This window comes from Pseudomonas sp. MWU13-3659, assembly GCF_023757525.1.
Taxonomy (GTDB): Bacteria; Pseudomonadota; Gammaproteobacteria; order Pseudomonadales; family Pseudomonadaceae; genus Aquipseudomonas; species Aquipseudomonas entomophila_E.
The window spans coordinates 148,227-163,105 of the sequence record NZ_JAMSHW010000005.1 but is presented as its reverse complement, the minus strand read 5'-3'; the positions used below and the strand labels follow the sequence as shown (position 1 = coordinate 163,105).

The 14,879-nt window shown below is 60.5% G+C and carries 15 protein-coding genes and 1 pseudogene; 4 read left to right on the top strand and 12 right to left on the bottom strand.

Going from position 1 to position 14,879, the window contains the following annotated elements; all coding sequences use genetic code 11:
- The first annotated feature begins 74 nt into the window (after window positions 1–74).
- Window positions 75–1,613 (top strand): APC family permease, encoded by a 1,539-nt coding sequence (locus NGM28_RS09135; RefSeq protein WP_240066717.1) that lies wholly within the window; start codon window positions 75–77, stop codon window positions 1,611–1,613.
- 94 nt (window positions 1,614–1,707) lie between these two features.
- On the opposite strand, the gene gmk is transcribed toward NGM28_RS09135, so the two are convergent.
- Together gmk and NGM28_RS09125 are read right to left on the bottom strand one after the other, a co-directional pair.
- Window positions 1,708–2,328 carry a guanylate kinase gene (gmk, locus tag NGM28_RS09130; RefSeq protein WP_240066716.1) on the bottom strand — a complete coding sequence of 207 codons (621 nt, stop codon included), beginning with the start codon at window positions 2,326–2,328 and terminating at the stop codon, window positions 1,708–1,710.
- 13 nt (window positions 2,329–2,341) lie between these two features.
- Entirely contained in the window at window positions 2,342–3,205 is an 864-nt protein-coding gene (locus NGM28_RS09125; protein WP_240066715.1) for a YicC/YloC family endoribonuclease, read from the bottom strand.
- Window positions 3,206–3,434: 229 nt separating this feature from the next.
- On the opposite strand from NGM28_RS09125, the gene rph reads away from it, so the two are divergent.
- On the top strand, window positions 3,435–4,157 hold the full coding sequence (gene rph, locus NGM28_RS09120) for a ribonuclease PH (RefSeq protein ID WP_011536403.1): 723 nt from the start codon (window positions 3,435–3,437) through the stop codon (window positions 4,155–4,157).
- A gap of 130 nt (window positions 4,158–4,287) precedes the next feature.
- On the opposite strand, the gene crc is transcribed toward rph, so the two are convergent.
- Window positions 4,288–5,067: a catabolite repression control protein Crc gene (gene crc, locus NGM28_RS09115; RefSeq protein WP_011536402.1), complete on the bottom strand. Its 780-nt coding sequence runs from the start codon at window positions 5,065–5,067 to the stop codon at window positions 4,288–4,290.
- A gap of 80 nt (window positions 5,068–5,147) precedes the next feature.
- On the opposite strand from crc, the gene pyrE reads away from it, so the two are divergent.
- On the top strand, window positions 5,148–5,789 hold the full coding sequence (gene pyrE / locus NGM28_RS09110) for an orotate phosphoribosyltransferase (RefSeq protein ID WP_252089841.1): 642 nt from the start codon (window positions 5,148–5,150) through the stop codon (window positions 5,787–5,789).
- Between the two features lie 68 nt (window positions 5,790–5,857).
- Here pyrE and NGM28_RS09105 read toward each other — a convergent pair whose 3' ends face one another.
- From NGM28_RS09105 to coaBC, 7 genes and pseudogenes are all read right to left on the bottom strand, one after another.
- Complete coding sequence (locus NGM28_RS09105; RefSeq protein WP_240066714.1) at window positions 5,858–6,517, bottom strand: DUF799 domain-containing protein; 660 nt, start codon at window positions 6,515–6,517, stop codon at window positions 5,858–5,860.
- Window positions 6,514–6,882, bottom strand: a complete 369-nt coding sequence (locus tag NGM28_RS09100) for a DUF4810 domain-containing protein (RefSeq protein ID WP_252089838.1) — start codon at window positions 6,880–6,882, stop codon at window positions 6,514–6,516. The genes NGM28_RS09105 and NGM28_RS09100 overlap by 4 nt, the downstream gene beginning before the upstream one ends.
- Before the next feature lie 26 nt (window positions 6,883–6,908).
- Entirely contained in the window at window positions 6,909–7,589 is a 681-nt protein-coding gene (locus NGM28_RS09095; RefSeq protein WP_240066712.1) for a CsgG/HfaB family protein, read from the bottom strand.
- Window positions 7,590–7,809: 220 nt separating this feature from the next.
- Window positions 7,810–8,715 carry an acetylglutamate kinase gene (gene argB / locus NGM28_RS09090; protein ID WP_252089836.1) on the bottom strand — a complete coding sequence of 302 codons (906 nt, stop codon included), beginning with the start codon at window positions 8,713–8,715 and terminating at the stop codon, window positions 7,810–7,812.
- A 30-nt stretch (window positions 8,716–8,745) separates the two neighbouring features.
- Window positions 8,746–10,119: pseudogene (locus tag NGM28_RS09085) on the bottom strand (phosphomannomutase/phosphoglucomutase); the annotation flags it as partial.
- A gap of 133 nt (window positions 10,120–10,252) precedes the next feature.
- Window positions 10,253–10,708 carry a dUTP diphosphatase gene (gene dut, locus NGM28_RS09080; RefSeq protein WP_252089834.1) on the bottom strand — a complete coding sequence of 152 codons (456 nt, stop codon included), beginning with the start codon at window positions 10,706–10,708 and terminating at the stop codon, window positions 10,253–10,255.
- A gap of 5 nt (window positions 10,709–10,713) precedes the next feature.
- On the bottom strand, window positions 10,714–11,925 hold the full coding sequence (coaBC, locus tag NGM28_RS09075) for a bifunctional phosphopantothenoylcysteine decarboxylase/phosphopantothenate--cysteine ligase CoaBC (protein ID WP_011536397.1): 1,212 nt from the start codon (window positions 11,923–11,925) through the stop codon (window positions 10,714–10,716).
- Between the two features lie 131 nt (window positions 11,926–12,056).
- Here coaBC and radC point away from each other — a divergent pair, with 131 nt between their 5' ends.
- Complete coding sequence (gene radC, locus NGM28_RS09070; protein ID WP_252089832.1) at window positions 12,057–12,740, top strand: RadC family protein; 684 nt, start codon at window positions 12,057–12,059, stop codon at window positions 12,738–12,740.
- A 10-nt stretch (window positions 12,741–12,750) separates the two neighbouring features.
- Here radC and NGM28_RS09065 read toward each other — a convergent pair whose 3' ends face one another.
- Entirely contained in the window at window positions 12,751–13,716 is a 966-nt protein-coding gene (locus tag NGM28_RS09065; protein WP_252089831.1) for a retron St85 family RNA-directed DNA polymerase, read from the bottom strand.
- Window positions 13,717–14,694: a retron St85 family effector protein gene (locus NGM28_RS09060; protein ID WP_252089829.1), complete on the bottom strand. Its 978-nt coding sequence runs from the start codon at window positions 14,692–14,694 to the stop codon at window positions 13,717–13,719.
- Window positions 14,695–14,879 lie beyond the last annotated feature (185 nt).

Sequence of the window (14,879 nt, the reverse complement as noted above, 5' to 3'; positions counted from 1 at the left end):
AGCTTTCAATGAGTGAAAGTGGGCCCTCTACGGCGGGCCTGTGAAAACAATTCCAATAGTTACGGCACAGACTCATGAACGAATACACAGAAGCCGGCCGCCCACCCGACGCGGCCGACTCGGGCAGCACCCAGCGTGGCAAGGGCCTGGCCAAAGGCCGGCTCGGCCTGCTGGCCAGCGTGGTGCTGGGCATTTCCACCATCGCCCCGGTCTATACCCTGACCGGCGCGCTCGGCCCGACCGTGCGCGAGGTTGGCGCACACTTGCCGGCGGTGTTCATCGTCGGCTTCCTGCCGATGCTGCTGGTCGCCCTCGGCTACCGCGAGCTGAACTCGGCGGAGCCTGACAGCGGCACGTCCTTCACCTGGTCAGCCCGTGCCTTCGGCCCGATGATCGGCTGGATCGGCGGCTGGGGATTGGTCGTCGCCACCACCATCGTGCTGTCCAACCTCGCAGGGGTGGCGGTCGACTTCTTCTACCTGTTCATCGCCCAGATCACCGGCAACCAGGAGCTGGCTGCCCTGGCGGACAACTTGTTGATCAACGTCGTCACGTGTTGCGTGTTCATCGCCCTGGCGGTGTGGATCTGTTGTCGGGGCATGGCCACCACCATGACCGTGCAGTACGGGCTGGTGGCCTTGCAGCTGCTGGTGCTGATCGGCTTTGCGTTCGCCGCCTTCAGCGAGACCACGGCGCCGCCGCCGCTGGCATTCGATCTTGCCTGGTTCAACCCGTTCGGCGTCGAGTCGTTCTCGGCGTTTGCCGCGGGCCTTTCACTGTCGATCTTCATCTTCTGGGGCTGGGACGTGTGCCTGACCGTCAGCGAAGAGTCGGTCGGCAGTGAAGAAGTGCCGGGAAAAGCCGCCACCTGGACCGTACTGCTGATCCTTGGGTTGTACCTGCTCACCGCCATCGCCACCCTGCAATTCGCCGGGATCAGCGAAGATGGCCTGGGCCTGAACAACCCGCGGATCCAGGAGAACGTCTTCGCCCACCTGGCCGGGCCGGTCATGGGGCCGCTGGCGATCCTGATGTCGATCGCGGTGTTGGCCAGTACTGCAGCGTCGCTGCAATCGACCTTCGTCTCGCCTGCGCGCACCTTGCTGGCCATGGGTTACTACGGTGCCGTGCCGCAACGCTTCGCCAAGGTCTGCCCGCGCTCGCAGACGCCGCGCTACGCGACCATCTGCGCCGGTGTCGCCGCAGGCCTGTTCTACGTGACCATGCGCACCCTGAGCGAGAACGTGCTGGCCGATACCATCACCGCCCTGGGCATGATGATCTGCTTCTACTACTCGCTGACCGCGTTCGCCTGCGTGTGGTACTTCCGCCACAGCCTGTTCGACAGCCTGCGCCACTTCTTCATGCGCGGCGCGTGCCCGCTGGTGGGTGGGGTGATCCTGTCGGTGATCTTCGTGCGCACGGCGATCGACAGCGCCTCGCCGGACTTCGGCAGCGGCTCGCATGTGGGTGGGCTGGGGCTGGTGTTCGTGATCGCGGCGATCATCTCGGCGCTGGGGATCGTGCTGATGATGCTCTCGCGCCTGCGGGCGCCGGCGTATTTCCTGGGGGCTACCCTGCGTCAGCAGGCGACCTTGCAACTGCAGGAATGAAGAATGGGGCTGCTTTGCAGCCCTTCGCCGGCGAGCCGGCTCCTACGGGTTTGGCGTCGCGTCTGTAGGAGCCGGCTTGCCGGCGAATGCACGTTCAACCGACCAGCTGTTCCAGCAGCGCCCCATGGCGCTGTTGCTGTTTCTTCAGCAGCAGGCGATTGGCCTTGAACACGGCCTTCAACTCGTCCAGCGCCACGCCGAAGTCATCGTTGATGATGACGTAGTCATACTCGTCGTAGTGCACCATCTCGCTGACCGCTTCCTTCATGCGCCCGGCGATGATCTCCTCGCTGTCCTGGCCGCGGCCATCAAGACGCTGGCGCAGGGCCTCCTGGCTCGGTGGCAGGATGAACACCGACAGCGCCTCGGGCATCAGCTTGCGCACCTGCTGGGCACCTTGCCAGTCGATTTCCAGGATCAGGTCGTAGCCCTGGTCGAGGGTTTCCTGCAGAGCACTGCGCGAAGTGCCGTAGAAGTTGCCGAATACCTCGGCGTGCTCCAGGAAGTCGCCCTTGGCGATCAGCGCCTTGAATTCTTCATGGATGACGAAGTGATAGTTCACGCCATGCTCTTCGCCCGGGCGCATGGCGCGGGTGGTGTGCGAGACCGAAACGCGGACGTGCTGGTCGTCCTTGATCAGCGCCGTGACCAGGCTGGTCTTGCCGGCGCCGGAGGGGGCGGAAACGATGTAGAGGGTGCCGCTGCTGTGGTTCATGGTAGGGGTGGCCTTACTCGATGTTCTGTACTTGTTCACGCATCTGTTCGATCAGCACCTTCAGGTTGACCGCCGCTTGCGTGCTGCGCGGGTCGAAGGCCTTGGAGCCCAGGGTGTTGGCTTCGCGGTTGAGTTCCTGCATCAGGAAGTCCAGGCGCCGGCCGGCGGCGCCACCGGACTTGAGCACCCGGCGCACCTCGGTGACGTGGGTGCTGAGGCGGTCCAGCTCTTCGGCGACGTCGCTCTTCTGGGCCAGCAGGACCATCTCCTGTTCCAGGCGCTGCGGGTCGAGCTCGGCCTTCATGTCGGCGAAGCGGTCGAGGATCTTCTGCCGTTGCACGGCCAGCATCTGCGGCACCAGGGTGCGCAGGGTCGCGACCTCGGTGGCCATGTTGTCCAGGCGCTCGTTGATCAGCCGCGCCAGCTCGATGCCTTCACGTTGGCGACCCGCCTTGAGTTCGGCCAGGGCTTCGTCGAACAGGGCGATGGCTTCGGCGTTGAGTGCCTGGGGGTCGGTGGCATCCGCCACCAGCACGCCAGGCCAGGCCAGCACTTCCAGCGGGTTGAGCGGGGCAGGCTGCTTGATCAGGCTGGCCACGGTCTCGGCGGCGGCGACCAGTTGCGCGGCACGTTCGCGGTCGACCTGCAACGGCTTGCCGGTGCTGTCCTCGTTCAGCCGCAACGTGCACTCGACCTTGCCGCGCGACAGGCCCTGGCGCAGGCCTTCACGCACCGCGCCCTCGAGGTCGCGTAGCGCTTCGGGCAGGCGCAGGTGGGGTTCGAGATAACGGTGGTTGACCGAGCGGAGCTCCCAGACCAGGGTGCCTTGGCTGCCAGCGCGCTCAACACGAGCAAAAGCGGTCATGCTATGCACCATGGGGAGTACCTCGCGTAATTCGGGTGAACGGGGGAAGCCTTTCGGCTGCAAGGCGCAGGATTGTAGCGCAGTGCGGCCCGGGCGCCCAATCCAGCCATGCTACAGGTGCACCGGGGTGGCGACGGGAAAAGTCGACAAGCTGCCTGGGGCGCGACGATAGGCGTGTCCTCGCCGGGCGTCGCGCCCTATAATGCTCGGCAGATTCAAAGTCCCGGTACAGGTATCCCAGATGAAACGTCCAAGTGGTCGCGCCGCCGATCAGCTCCGCTCGATCCGCATCACCCGCAACTACACCAAGCACGCCGAGGGGTCGGTACTGGTCGAGTTCGGTGACACCAAGGTCATCTGCACGGTCAGCGTCGAAAATGGTGTTCCCCGCTTCCTCAAAGGCCAGGGCCAAGGCTGGCTGACCGCCGAGTACGGCATGCTGCCGCGCTCCACTGGCGAGCGTAACCAGCGCGAGGCCAGCCGTGGCAAGCAAGGCGGCCGCACCCTCGAGATCCAGCGCCTGATCGGCCGCTCCCTGCGCGCCGCGCTGGACATGAGCAAGCTGGGTGACATCACGCTGTACGTCGACTGCGACGTGATCCAGGCCGACGGCGGCACCCGCACCGCGTCGATCACCGGCGCCATGGTCGCCCTGTGCGACGCCCTGGCAGTGATCAAGAAACGTGGTGGCCTCAAGGGTGGCAACCCGCTCAAGCACATGATCGCCGCGGTGTCGGTGGGCATGTATCAGGGCGAGGCCGTGCTCGACCTCGACTACCTCGAGGACTCCGCCGCCGAGACCGACCTTAACGTGGTCATGACCAGCGCCGGTGGCTTCATCGAAGTGCAAGGTACCGCCGAAGGCGCGCCGTTCCAGCCTGAAGACTTCAACGCCATGCTGGCGTTGGCGCAAAAGGGCATGGGCGAGATCTTCGAGCTGCAGCAGGCTGCATTGGCCGACTGATACGCTCGTCAAATGACATCGGGGCCGCTTCGCGGCCCTTCGCCGGCAAGCCGGCTCCTACAGTGTGTACGCCACAAAACCTGTAGGAGCCGGCTTGCCGGCGAAGGGGCGCAAGGCGGCCCCGATGCGTTTAGATGGTGAGGGTCCAGTCGTAGTCCACGATCAGCGGCGCATGGCGCGAGAAGCGCGGCTGGCGCGGCAGGCGGGCGTTGCGCACGAAGCGGCGCAGGCCTGGGGTGAGGATCTGGTAGTCGAACCGGTAGCCCAGGTTGAGCATTTCTGCCTGTTCGTTGTCCGGCCACCAGCTGTACTGGTCGCCTTCGCGGCTGACTTCGCGCAGCGCGTCGACATAGCCCATGTCGCCGGTGATGGCGTCCATCCAGGCGCGCTCCGGCGGCAGGAAACCGACCGACTGCTGGCTGTCGCGCCAGTTCTTGATGTCGAGCTTCTGCTGCGCCACGTAGAACGAGCCGCAATAGATGTATTCGCGACGCTTGCGACGCTGCTTGTCCAGGTACTTGGCGAAGTCGTCCATCAACTTGAATTTCTGGTTCAAGTCGTCGTCGCCGTTCATGCCCGAAGGCAGCAGCAGGGTGGCAATACTGACTTTGTCGAAGTCTGCTTGCAGGTAACGCCCGTAGCGGTCGGCTGTCTCGAAGCCCAGGCCGGTGATGACTGCCTTGGGCTGCATGCGCGAGTACAGTGCCACGCCACCTTGGGTGGGCACCTCCGCGTCGCAGGCGTAAAGGAAATAGCCATCGAGCTGGAAAGCTGGGTCGTCGAGTTCAAAGGCCGAGGCGCGGGTATCCTGAAGGCAGATGACGTCGGCATTCTGGGCTTGCAACCAGCTGAGCAATCCGCGCTCGGCCGCAGCCTGAATGCCATTTACGTTCACACTGATGATCCGCATAAATGGCCCCAAAAATCTCGTGCGTGTATGATACCCGAGCTCAACACATTTAGCTAAATCCGTGGTGTCCGGGACCTTTCATGCAGCCGTATCAGCGCGACTTCATCCGTTTTGCCATCGATCGCGGCGTTCTGCGCTTCGGTGAATTCACCCTGAAATCGGGGCGTACCAGCCCGTATTTCTTCAACGCCGGCCTGTTCAACACAGGTTCCGCGCTCGCCCAGCTGGGGCGTTGCTACGCGGCGGCCATCGTCGACAGCAAGATCCCGTTCGATGTGCTGTTTGGCCCCGCATACAAAGGCATCCCGCTGGCTGCGGCCACGGCGGTGGCCCTGGCCGAGCAGCACCAGCTCGACGTGCCATGGTGCTTCAACCGCAAGGAAGCCAAGGATCATGGCGAAGGCGGCAGCCTGGTGGGCGCGCCGCTGGCCGGTGACGTGCTGATCATCGACGATGTGATCACCGCCGGCACTGCCATCCGCGAAGTGATGCAGATCATCAACGCCCAGCAGGCCAAGGCCGCCGGCGTGCTGATCGCATTGAACCGCGAAGAGCGTGGCAACGGCGAGCTGTCGGCGATCCAGGAAGTCGAGCGCGACTTCGGCATCCCGGTGGTCAGCATCGTGTCGCTGACGCAGGTGCTGGAGTTCCTGGCGAACGATCCGCAGCTCAAGCAACATCTGCCGGCTGTCGAGGCGTATCGCGCGCAGTACGGGATCTGATTCCGTACTGGTAATGAAAAAGGCGACCTCCGCAGGTCGCCTTTTTTGTGTCGCCGGTCAGGCCGGGCTCAGTCGGTGCCGTATTTAGGCGACCGCGGCCCATAGAGGATGCCGCCATGCGGGTTTGGTGTCAGCAAGCGGGCGCTGGTCATGCCGGCGATCGGGTAGCCGGCATCATCCTGCACGCTGCTGATGATCTGGTTGACCGCTGCAGCGATCAGCATGCCGATGAGGCCACCCTGGTTCTGCTGGTTTTCCTGGCTGGAGGCCGTGGCGCTACCAGTCCACAGGGTGGCGCCGGTCTTCAGGTCGACCAGTTTGGCATTGGCCGTGACGATGGTTGCGCTGCTCAGCACCATGTAGCGGGTGCCGTAGTCCGAAACCGTCACGTACAGGCCAGCGTCGGCACCGAAGATTTCATGCAGCTTGGCGGTTGGCAGCTGATGGATATCGGCAGGCGTGGTCATGCCGTTCTGGCGGAAGGTTTCGTCCACCAGCGCCACGGGCATCACGTAGTAGCCGGCCTCGGCCAGGGGGTAGGTCACCTGCGAGAGCATGCTGTAGGTTGCCTTGACGTCTGGCGATTCGTTCAGCGGCGGCAGGATCAGGATCGACTTCGGCCGGCTCTGCTTGAACGCCGAGTAGTCGATGGTCTTGCGCTCGGCACAGCCGGCGAACAGCGCCAGTACGCAGGCGCCGACGAGCAATCGGGTGATGCGCTTGATCATTGCTTGGCCCCTTTGCTGGCGTTGCTCATCAGGAAGTCCATGTAGGCTGCCGATTCCGGGAACAGCGCCTTCTCGGTACGGAACTGCTGGATCATCTGGTCATCCTTGCCCAGGCTGGAGTACAGCAAGCCAAGCTGTGCGTGATAGCCAGGCGGAACAGCGCCGTTCTTGGCCTTGATCTTCTCCAGGTCGCGCTCCAGGGCGATGACCTGCTCTTCTTTCGAGTCGCCTTTGAGGTAGCCGTAGACCTGTGGCTGGTAACTTTCCCACTGGTACAGCGATTTGGGCGCATTGCAGCCGGCCAGCAGAATGCCGCCCAGCACCAGGCCAGCGCAGCTGCGCATGGCCGAGAGGGTGATGTTCATGGAGATTCCTTCCTGGGTGGAGTGCCTTACTGGGCCCGTGGGTTCCACTGGCCGCTTTCGACGGCGCCGACCAGCTTGTTCACGGCTTCGCGCATGGCCAGGTCGAGGACCTTGCCATTGAGCGTCGAGTCGTAGCTGGCAGTACCGCCGAAACCGATGACTTCACGGTTGGACAGGGCGTACTCACCGGCGCCCTGGCTCGAGTAGACCACTTCGGAGGTGCTGATGTTGACGATGTTCAAGGCCACCTTGGCGTAGGCGATCTGAGTCTTGCCGCGGCCAAGGATGCCGAACAGCTGGTGATCACCGACTTCCTTGCGACCAAACTCGGTGACGTCGCCGGTCACGACGAAATCGGCACCTTTCAGGCGCTGGGCCTGGCCTTTGATGGCGGCCTCCTGCTGGATTTCGCTCATGTTGTCGCGGTCGAGCACATTGAAGCGGTTGGTCTGCTGCAGGTGGGTGATCAGGATGGTCTTGGCCTGGCCGCCGAGGCGGTCGACGCCGTCGGAGAAAATGCCGCGCATGTAGCTGGAGCGGTTGTCGAACTTGCCCACGGCAATCGGCGCGCGCACGCCGCTGTAGGGGCGATTGACGCTTTCGACTTGTTGCACGGCAACAGCGGTAGAGGTTTCGGTGGCACAGCCGGCGATGGACCCGACAGCCAGGGCGGCTGCCAGCACGAGTCCGTGTGATGCGTATTTCACGCGAGTACTCCAGATGGATGATGGCTATTTGCAATGAGCATGCATTCTGCCATGTTGTCTCGGCTGCCGGTCGGGAATCTTGATGCGCAAACATGAAGATTAGCGGCAATGAGCCATCTATTTGCGTGTGTTCATTTGGATGCAAGACGGGGCAAGCCTACCTTCACGCGCCTTGCAGTGGCGTGAAGGCTGGCTTGCCCCGTCTTGTGTCAACGCAGGATCAGTGACGCTTGCGGTTGGTGATCAGGGTGCCCACGCCGCTGTCGGTGAAGATCTCCAGCAGCACAGCGTTAGGTACGCGGCCGTCGATGATGTGCGAGCTGTTGACGCCGCCCTGGACCGCATCCAGCGCGCATTTGATCTTCGGCAGCATGCCGCCGTAGATGGTGCCGTCGGCGATCAGCTCGTTGACCTGCTCGGTGGTCAGGCCGGTGAGGACCTCGCCCTGCTTGTCCATCAGGCCGGCGATGTTGGTCAGCAGCATCAGCTTCTCGGCTTTCAGCGCCTCGGCCACCTTGCCGGCCACCAGGTCGGCGTTGATGTTGTACGACTCGCCGTTGGCGCCCACGCCGATCGGTGCGATCACCGGAATGAAGTCGCCCTTGACCAGCATGTTCAGCAGGTCGGTGTTGACGCTCACGACCTCGCCGACATGGCCGATGTCGATGATTTCCGGGGTGGTCATCTCCGGGGTCTGACGGGTGACGGTGAGCTTGCGCGCGCGGATCAGCTCCGCGTCCTTGCCGGTCAGGCCGATGGCGCTGCCGCCGTGGCGGTTGATCAGGTTGACGATATCCTTGTTCACCTGGCCGCCCAGGACCATCTCCACCACGTCCATGGTCGCCGCGTCGGTAACGCGCATGCCGTCGATGAAGTGGCTCTCGATCGACAGGCGCTTGAGCAGGTCGCCGATCTGCGGGCCACCACCGTGCACGACCACCGGGTTGATGCCCACGGCCTTCATCAGCACGATGTCACGGGCGAAGCCGGTCTTGAGCTCCTCGCTCTCCATCGCGTTGCCGCCGTACTTGATCACCAGGGTCTTGCCGACGAAACGGCGGATGTAAGGCAGTGCTTCGGACAAAACCTCGGCTACATGGGAAGCGGCATCGCGATCGAGGGTCATGCAGGGCTCCAGGTAAGGAACGGATAGTCGTCAGAACGGCAGTTGCAGGTCTGGTTGGACTCGCAGCAACTGCGTGCGGAATACAGCCTTGATTCGGTCGAGTTCTGCCTCGCTGTCGGCCTCGAAGCGCAGCACCAGCACCGGTGTGGTGTTGGAGGCGCGGACCAGGCCCCAGCCGTGTGGGTAGTCGACCCGTACACCGTCGATGGTGGTCAGGTTGGCCGCGCCCCAGTCGGCGTCGCGTTGCAGTGCATCAATGATGCTGAATTTACCCTCGTCGGTCACATCAATGTTGATTTCCGGCGTGGAAATATCATTGGGGAACGCGGCGAACAGGGTTTCGGCGTCCTGGCCGGCCTTGCTGAGGATTTCCAGCAGGCGCGCGGCGCTGTAGATACCGTCGTCGAAGCCGTACCAGCGTTCCTTGATGAAGATGTGCCCGCTCATCTCGCCGGCCAGCAGCGAACCGGTCTGCTTCATCTTCTTCTTGATCAACGAGTGGCCGGTCTTCCACATTAGCGCGCGGCCGCCGTGCTGCTCGATCAGCGGGGTGAGGCGGCGGGTGCACTTCACGTCGAAGATGATCTCGGCACCCGGGTTGCGCGACAGCACGTCCTGGGCAAACAGCATCAGCAGGCGGTCGGGGTAGACGATGCTGCCGGTGTTGGTCACTACGCCCACGCGGTCACCGTCGCCGTCGAAGGCCAGACCGATATCGGCACCGGTTTCCTTCACCTTGGCGATCAGGTCTTCCAGGTTCTCGGGCTTGCCTGGGTCCGGGTGGTGGTTGGGGAAGTTGCCGTCGACCTCGCAGAACAGCGGGATCACGTCACAGCCCAGGGCTTCGATCAGTTGCGGGGCGACCACGCCGGCGGCGCCATTGCCACAGTCGACCACGACCTTCAGGCGCTTGGCCAGTTTCACGTCGCCAGTGATCTGCTGGAAGTAACGGTCGAGGATCTCGACCTTCTGCACCCGGCCTTCGCCGCGGGTCAGGTCGTTGCGCTTCAGGCGCGTCAGCAGGGCCTGGATCTGTTCGTTGGCCAGGGTGTCGCCGGCGATGACGATCTTGAAACCGTTGTAGTCCGACGGGTTGTGGCTGCCGGTGAGCATCACCCCCGACTTGCCGGCCAGCACGTTGGCGGCGTAGTACAGCGCGGGTGTCGGTACCAGGCCGACGTCGCTGACCTGGCAACCGGCATCGGCCAGGCCCTTGATAAGTTGCTCGACCAGCATCGGGCCGGACAGGCGGCCGTCGCGGCCTACCGAGATCTGCGGCTCGCCCTGGGCGAGGGTCTGGGCGCCGATGGCGCGGCCAATCCAGTAGGCGGTTTCGGCGTGCAGGTTCTTGCCGACCACGCCACGAATGTCATAGGCGCGGAAGATGCTGTCGGGCAGTGCGGGTACCAGGTGGGCCATGTCGTTCATCTCTGGGGCTCCGTAGGTCAAGGGCTTCTGGGCAGGCACAAACTGAACGCTTGGACGGTGGAATCACCAGAGAGTTCGCCATCCATGGCGTGAACGGTCTGCTGCGGCTTCAGCGGGTGCCGGAGTGGCCGAAGCCGCTGGTACCACGCTGGGTCTCGTCGAACTGCTCGACGATGTCGAAGTGCGCCTGCACCACCGGCACCAGGATCAGCTGCGCGATGCGCTCGCCGACGGTGATGGTGAACGGGGTGTTGCCGCGGTTCCAGCAGGAGACCATCAGCTCGCCCTGGTAGTCCGAGTCGATCAGGCCGACCAGGTTGCCCAGCACGATACCGTGCTTATGGCCCAGGCCCGAGCGCGGCAGGATCATGGCCGCCAGGCCCGGGTCGCCGATGTACACCGACAGGCCGGTGGGGATCAGCAGGGTCTGGCCCGGCTCGAGGACGGTGTCCTCCTTGAGCAGGGCGCGCAGGTCCAGGCCGGCGGAGCCAGGGGTGGCGTACTGCGGCAGGGGGAATTCGGTGCCCAGGCGTGGGTCGAGGATCTTGGCTTGAAGAGCGTGCATGTAACTTATTGAACCTGGTTGAGCCGTTCGGCGATGAAGGCAACCAGCTGACGGGCGATCTTGCCCTTGCTGGTCTGCGCGAAGAGGGTCTGGTGCTGCTGGCGGTCGATCACGGTCAGGGCGTTCTCCTCGCTGTTGAAGCCGATGCTGGGGTTGGCCACATCATTGGCGACGATCAGGTCGAGGTTCTTGTCCTTGAGCTTGCGCGTGGCGTAGTCGAGCAGGTGCTCGGTCTCGGCGGCGAAGCCCACGCTGAACGGGCGATCAGGCCGGCCGGCAATGGTCGCAAGGATATCGGGATTGCGCACCATCTGCAGCAGCATGCCGTCGCCTGTGGTGGGATCTTTCTTGAGCTTCTGTGGGGCGACGACTTCCGGGCGGTAATCCGCGACCGCAGCCGAGGCGATGAACAGGTCGCACGGCATGGCGGCTTCGCAGGCCGCGAGCATGTCCCGCGCGCTGACCACGTCGATGCGGTTGACCCGGTCGGGGGTCGGCAGGTGTACCGGGCCGGTGACGAGGGTCACCCGGGCCCCGGCTTCGGCGGCGGCCTCTGCCAGGGCGAAGCCCATCTTTCCTGAACTATGGTTGGTGATGTAGCGCACCGGGTCGATGTTTTCCTGCGTGGGGCCTGCGGTGATCAGCACGTGCTTGCCGGTCAGGGCCTCGCGCTTGAAGCTCTCGGCGGCGCACCAGGCGAGATCCGTGGCCTCGAGCATACGGCCCAGGCCCACGTCGCCACAGGCCTGGCTGCCGGAGGCCGGGCCGAACACCTGGATGCCGCGGCGCTTGAGCAGGTCGAGGTTGTCTTGTGTCGCCGGGTCGCGCCACATGGCCTGGTTCATCGCCGGGGCGACGGCCACGGTGGCGTCGGTGGCCAGCACCAGGGTGGTCAGCAGGTCGTCGGCCATGCCCTGGGCCATGCGCGCCAGCAGGTCGGCGGTGGCCGGGGCGATCAGCACCAGGTCGGCCCACTTGGCCAGCTCGATATGGCCCATGGCCGCTTCGGCGGCGGGGTCGAGCAGGTCCAGGTGCACCGGGTGGCCGGACAGCGCCTGCAGCGTGAGCGGGGTGATGAACTCGGCGCCACCCCGGGTCATGACCACGCGCACCTGCGCGCCGTGTTCCAGGAGTCGGCGAATCAGCTCGGCGCTCTTGTAGGCGGCGATGCCGCCACCGACGCCGAGAACGATGCGCTTGCGATACAACCGCTGCATAGGCCTTGCCTTATTCCAGTGAAAGCGGGCGGCGACGAAAAATACTGCCTGCGGCAGATCGTCGCATGTGCGAGGTGAAATAGATTACCACAGGGCTTACGCAGGCTGCAGGGTCCAGGAAAGGGGAGCATATGACGATTACGAGTTGGCCAAAATCCGAGCGTCCACGAGAGAGGCTGATCAAACACGGCCCTTCCAGTCTTTCCGATTCGGAGTTACTTGCTGTTTTTCTTCGGACGGGAGCCAAAGGGCAAACGGCGGTAGATTTGGCGAGAAGATTGCTCCTGGAGTTTAAAGGCTTGAGAGGCTTGCTGGAGGCGAGCGAGGAGGATGTAACAAGTAAAGTCGGGCTGGGGCCGGCAAAGTATGCTCAGCTCAAGGCATGTTTAGAGTTGGGGCGGAGATATCTGGATCAGTCTATGCCGACGACCGAGGTATTTGAAAGCCCGTCGGCAGTAAAAAAATATCTGAAATCTATGGTGCTGCACGAGGATAAGGAAGTTTTCGGTTGCTTATTCTTGAATAGCAAACACCGAGTTCTTGGGTTTGAGGTTCTTTTTTCAGGAACGATTGATAGTGCACCTGTCTATGTGCGAGAGGTAGTAAAAAGAGTTTTAGCGCGCAACGCCGTTGCAGTGATTTTTTGCCATAATCATCCGTCTGGCGATCCCGAGCCCAGCAATTGTGATGTTGTGCTTACAGAAAGCCTAAGAAGGTCTTTGTCCATGATCGATGTACGGGTCTTGGATCACATAGTAATTGGTAGTGGAGAACCAGTTTCTATGCTCGAGCAAGGTTTGATTAAAGGTGGCTAATTATTTTGGTTCAGTTGGGCAGGGTCGAATTTTTTGGTTCGATGTCTGGCTGGTAGGCTTCAATAGCTGTTATTTTGACTTCTCCATATTTTTGGATGAGAGACATGTAGAAAGTCGGCTCGATGTGTTTCGAAAAAGCAATCAGCCCCTTGATTTTGTTCAGTTCCTCTCGACTTGTGGTCTCTAGGTTGGCTTTAAAAATAAGTCCTTTAATTAAACGTTTTTTGTCTCTGCCTAATGAGACTTTTCCATGATTTGCTAAAACTAGCCCTGTGACGTGGCGGTTGTGTTTTTTGGACGAAGAAATCGTTTTTTTGTGGTTGATCGAAAGCTTTGGGTAGGCGATGTCTTCAAGGAATTTCTTGATGAGCGTAAGCGCTTCCGACAGTGCACCTTTTACATTGGATGTAAGAGTAAGGTCATCAGCGTATCGTGTGTAGGTTACTTTGAGTTGCCAGCACGCTGTGTGCAGCATGCAGTCGAATTCATACATTAGGGTATTCGATATAAATGGGGAGGAGGGGGCGCCAATGCTCAGTCTGTGTGTAGGGTCATTCTTTTTTGCCCAGAAAAATAGCTTCTTTACCGTGTTTTCGTCCTCTGGGGTTAGTTTGCCCTTATGCCTTGAAATATGCTCGATCAGGTCGGCTGGGCGCATGGAAGGAAAGAAGTCTGAGAAGTCTGCCTTGAGGAGGTACTGATTTTTTGCATGAGCCTCTGCATTGGTCTTGATGCTTTTGTTTTCTACATATGCAGTTGCGCAGTCGTGTACAGGTAGGTCATGGAAGAACTCTTCCAAAACCATTCTTTGCATAACTTTTAACACATCCGTTGGCTGAGCAATAATACGTACACCGGCTCCGTTGCGCTTGGGGATTGTGTACACTTTGTATCTGTATGGAGCGCTATTTATGAAAGTGGCTAGTTCTTTTTGACTGATGAGAAATTTTTTTGATAGTGATTCTAGAATGCTCATTCAGGCAGCCCCGCTGTCTGGCTGTTCGGTAACGCTTGATGATACCTTTGGCTTGTATACTGACTGTATTACGCTGAGTCGTTTGGATTCGGTGTCGGTAGTGCCGTAATACTGCATGGCTGAGAGCTTTGCTTTTGTTTTTTCAAATTTCCCGCCAAAGCTTACTTTTTCTACTTCGCTGAGCGCATAGTAAAATTTTTCGTGGCCGCGTGTCTCGATGGAGGCGAGATTGAATTTTGAAAGCAAAAATAGCAGTCTTTTTAGCTTGTCTCTTTTTATGGTGATACCGATTTTCGTTAAATATTGCTCAATTTCTACGAGTTTAAGAGCCCTAAATGTTAGGATAAGTTCGTAAATAACAAAGCTCAGGTGCCCCTCGTTCTCGCTGTCAAAGGCCTCTGACTTATCTTGTTTGGCAACAGTTGAGAGGATGTCTTCTCGAATGAATTTTATAGTGCTCTTGATTGATCCGCTAGCGTCGAGTGTGCTGTCCTCTTTAGTCTCCCATGGATAAGCACAGACGCTGGAATCCTTGATGTCTTCGAGGTGTCTTAAGGGGCCGAGCTTTATGAAGGAGTTTTCTTTGTAATGCTGGTCGCTGATGAAAACCAATATTTTGTTTCTGAGGGATTTGTTACGGACGAAGAGGCCGAGCTCTGTGAGTGCGCCAGGGCTTTCTAGGATTATAACGATTAGTGATGAAATATGAGCAATGTCGCTTTCGAAGATCAGCAGATCTTTATAGACTGAGTCATAAATCCAGTCCTTGAAGTCTTCGGCAAGCGTGATGTGGTCTGCCAGATCGCAACTGACTGCATGAAGATGTTCGACAAGTGCGCCGCGGACAGAGACTGGTGCAGGTAGCGCAATGTCTACTAAACCGCCACAAAGAAATAGAATTGGTTGATCTAGCTTTATGCGGGAATTGGCAAGTGTGATGTGCGCTAGATGCTCTTCTCGTTTGTCATCAAACTTCACTGTCTTCACTCAGGTGCAGTGGAGGCATACCTTATTTTTGGGCTCTTTACCAAAGATATAGCGACGAAGTCCCGCTTGGGCTTTAGGAGGAGGTCTGGGACCGACGACTGAAGCCCAAGCGGGACTTCGTCGCAACTAAAGCCAATCAATAAGTTAGAGTCTGGCTAAACACCCGACTAGAGCAA

Bases quoted from the DNA above. Each gene is read 5' to 3' on its own strand.
- dut (WP_252089834.1), bottom strand. From the start codon at position 10,708: ATGCACGCTCTTCAAGCCAAGATCCTCGACCCACGCCTGGGCACCGAA.
- NGM28_RS09065 (WP_252089831.1), bottom strand. From the start codon at position 13,716: ATGAGCATTCTAGAATCACTATCAAAAAAATTTCTCATCAGTCAAAAA.
- NGM28_RS09100 (WP_252089838.1), bottom strand. From the start codon at position 6,882: ATGAACATCACCCTCTCGGCCATGCGCAGCTGCGCTGGCCTGGTGCTG.
- NGM28_RS09135 (WP_240066717.1), top strand. From the start codon at position 75: ATGAACGAATACACAGAAGCCGGCCGCCCACCCGACGCGGCCGACTCG.
- crc (WP_011536402.1), bottom strand. From the start codon at position 5,067: ATGCGGATCATCAGTGTGAACGTAAATGGCATTCAGGCTGCGGCCGAG.
- NGM28_RS09125 (WP_240066715.1), bottom strand. From the start codon at position 3,205: ATGGTGCATAGCATGACCGCTTTTGCTCGTGTTGAGCGCGCTGGCAGC.
- argB (WP_252089836.1), bottom strand. From the start codon at position 8,715: ATGACCCTCGATCGCGATGCCGCTTCCCATGTAGCCGAGGTTTTGTCC.
- rph (WP_011536403.1), top strand. From the start codon at position 3,435: ATGAAACGTCCAAGTGGTCGCGCCGCCGATCAGCTCCGCTCGATCCGC.
- coaBC (WP_011536397.1), bottom strand. From the start codon at position 11,925: ATGCAGCGGTTGTATCGCAAGCGCATCGTTCTCGGCGTCGGTGGCGGC.
- NGM28_RS09105 (WP_240066714.1), bottom strand. From the start codon at position 6,517: ATGATCAAGCGCATCACCCGATTGCTCGTCGGCGCCTGCGTACTGGCG.
- pyrE (WP_252089841.1), top strand. From the start codon at position 5,148: ATGCAGCCGTATCAGCGCGACTTCATCCGTTTTGCCATCGATCGCGGC.
- radC (WP_252089832.1), top strand. From the start codon at position 12,057: ATGACGATTACGAGTTGGCCAAAATCCGAGCGTCCACGAGAGAGGCTG.
- gmk (WP_240066716.1), bottom strand. From the start codon at position 2,328: ATGAACCACAGCAGCGGCACCCTCTACATCGTTTCCGCCCCCTCCGGC.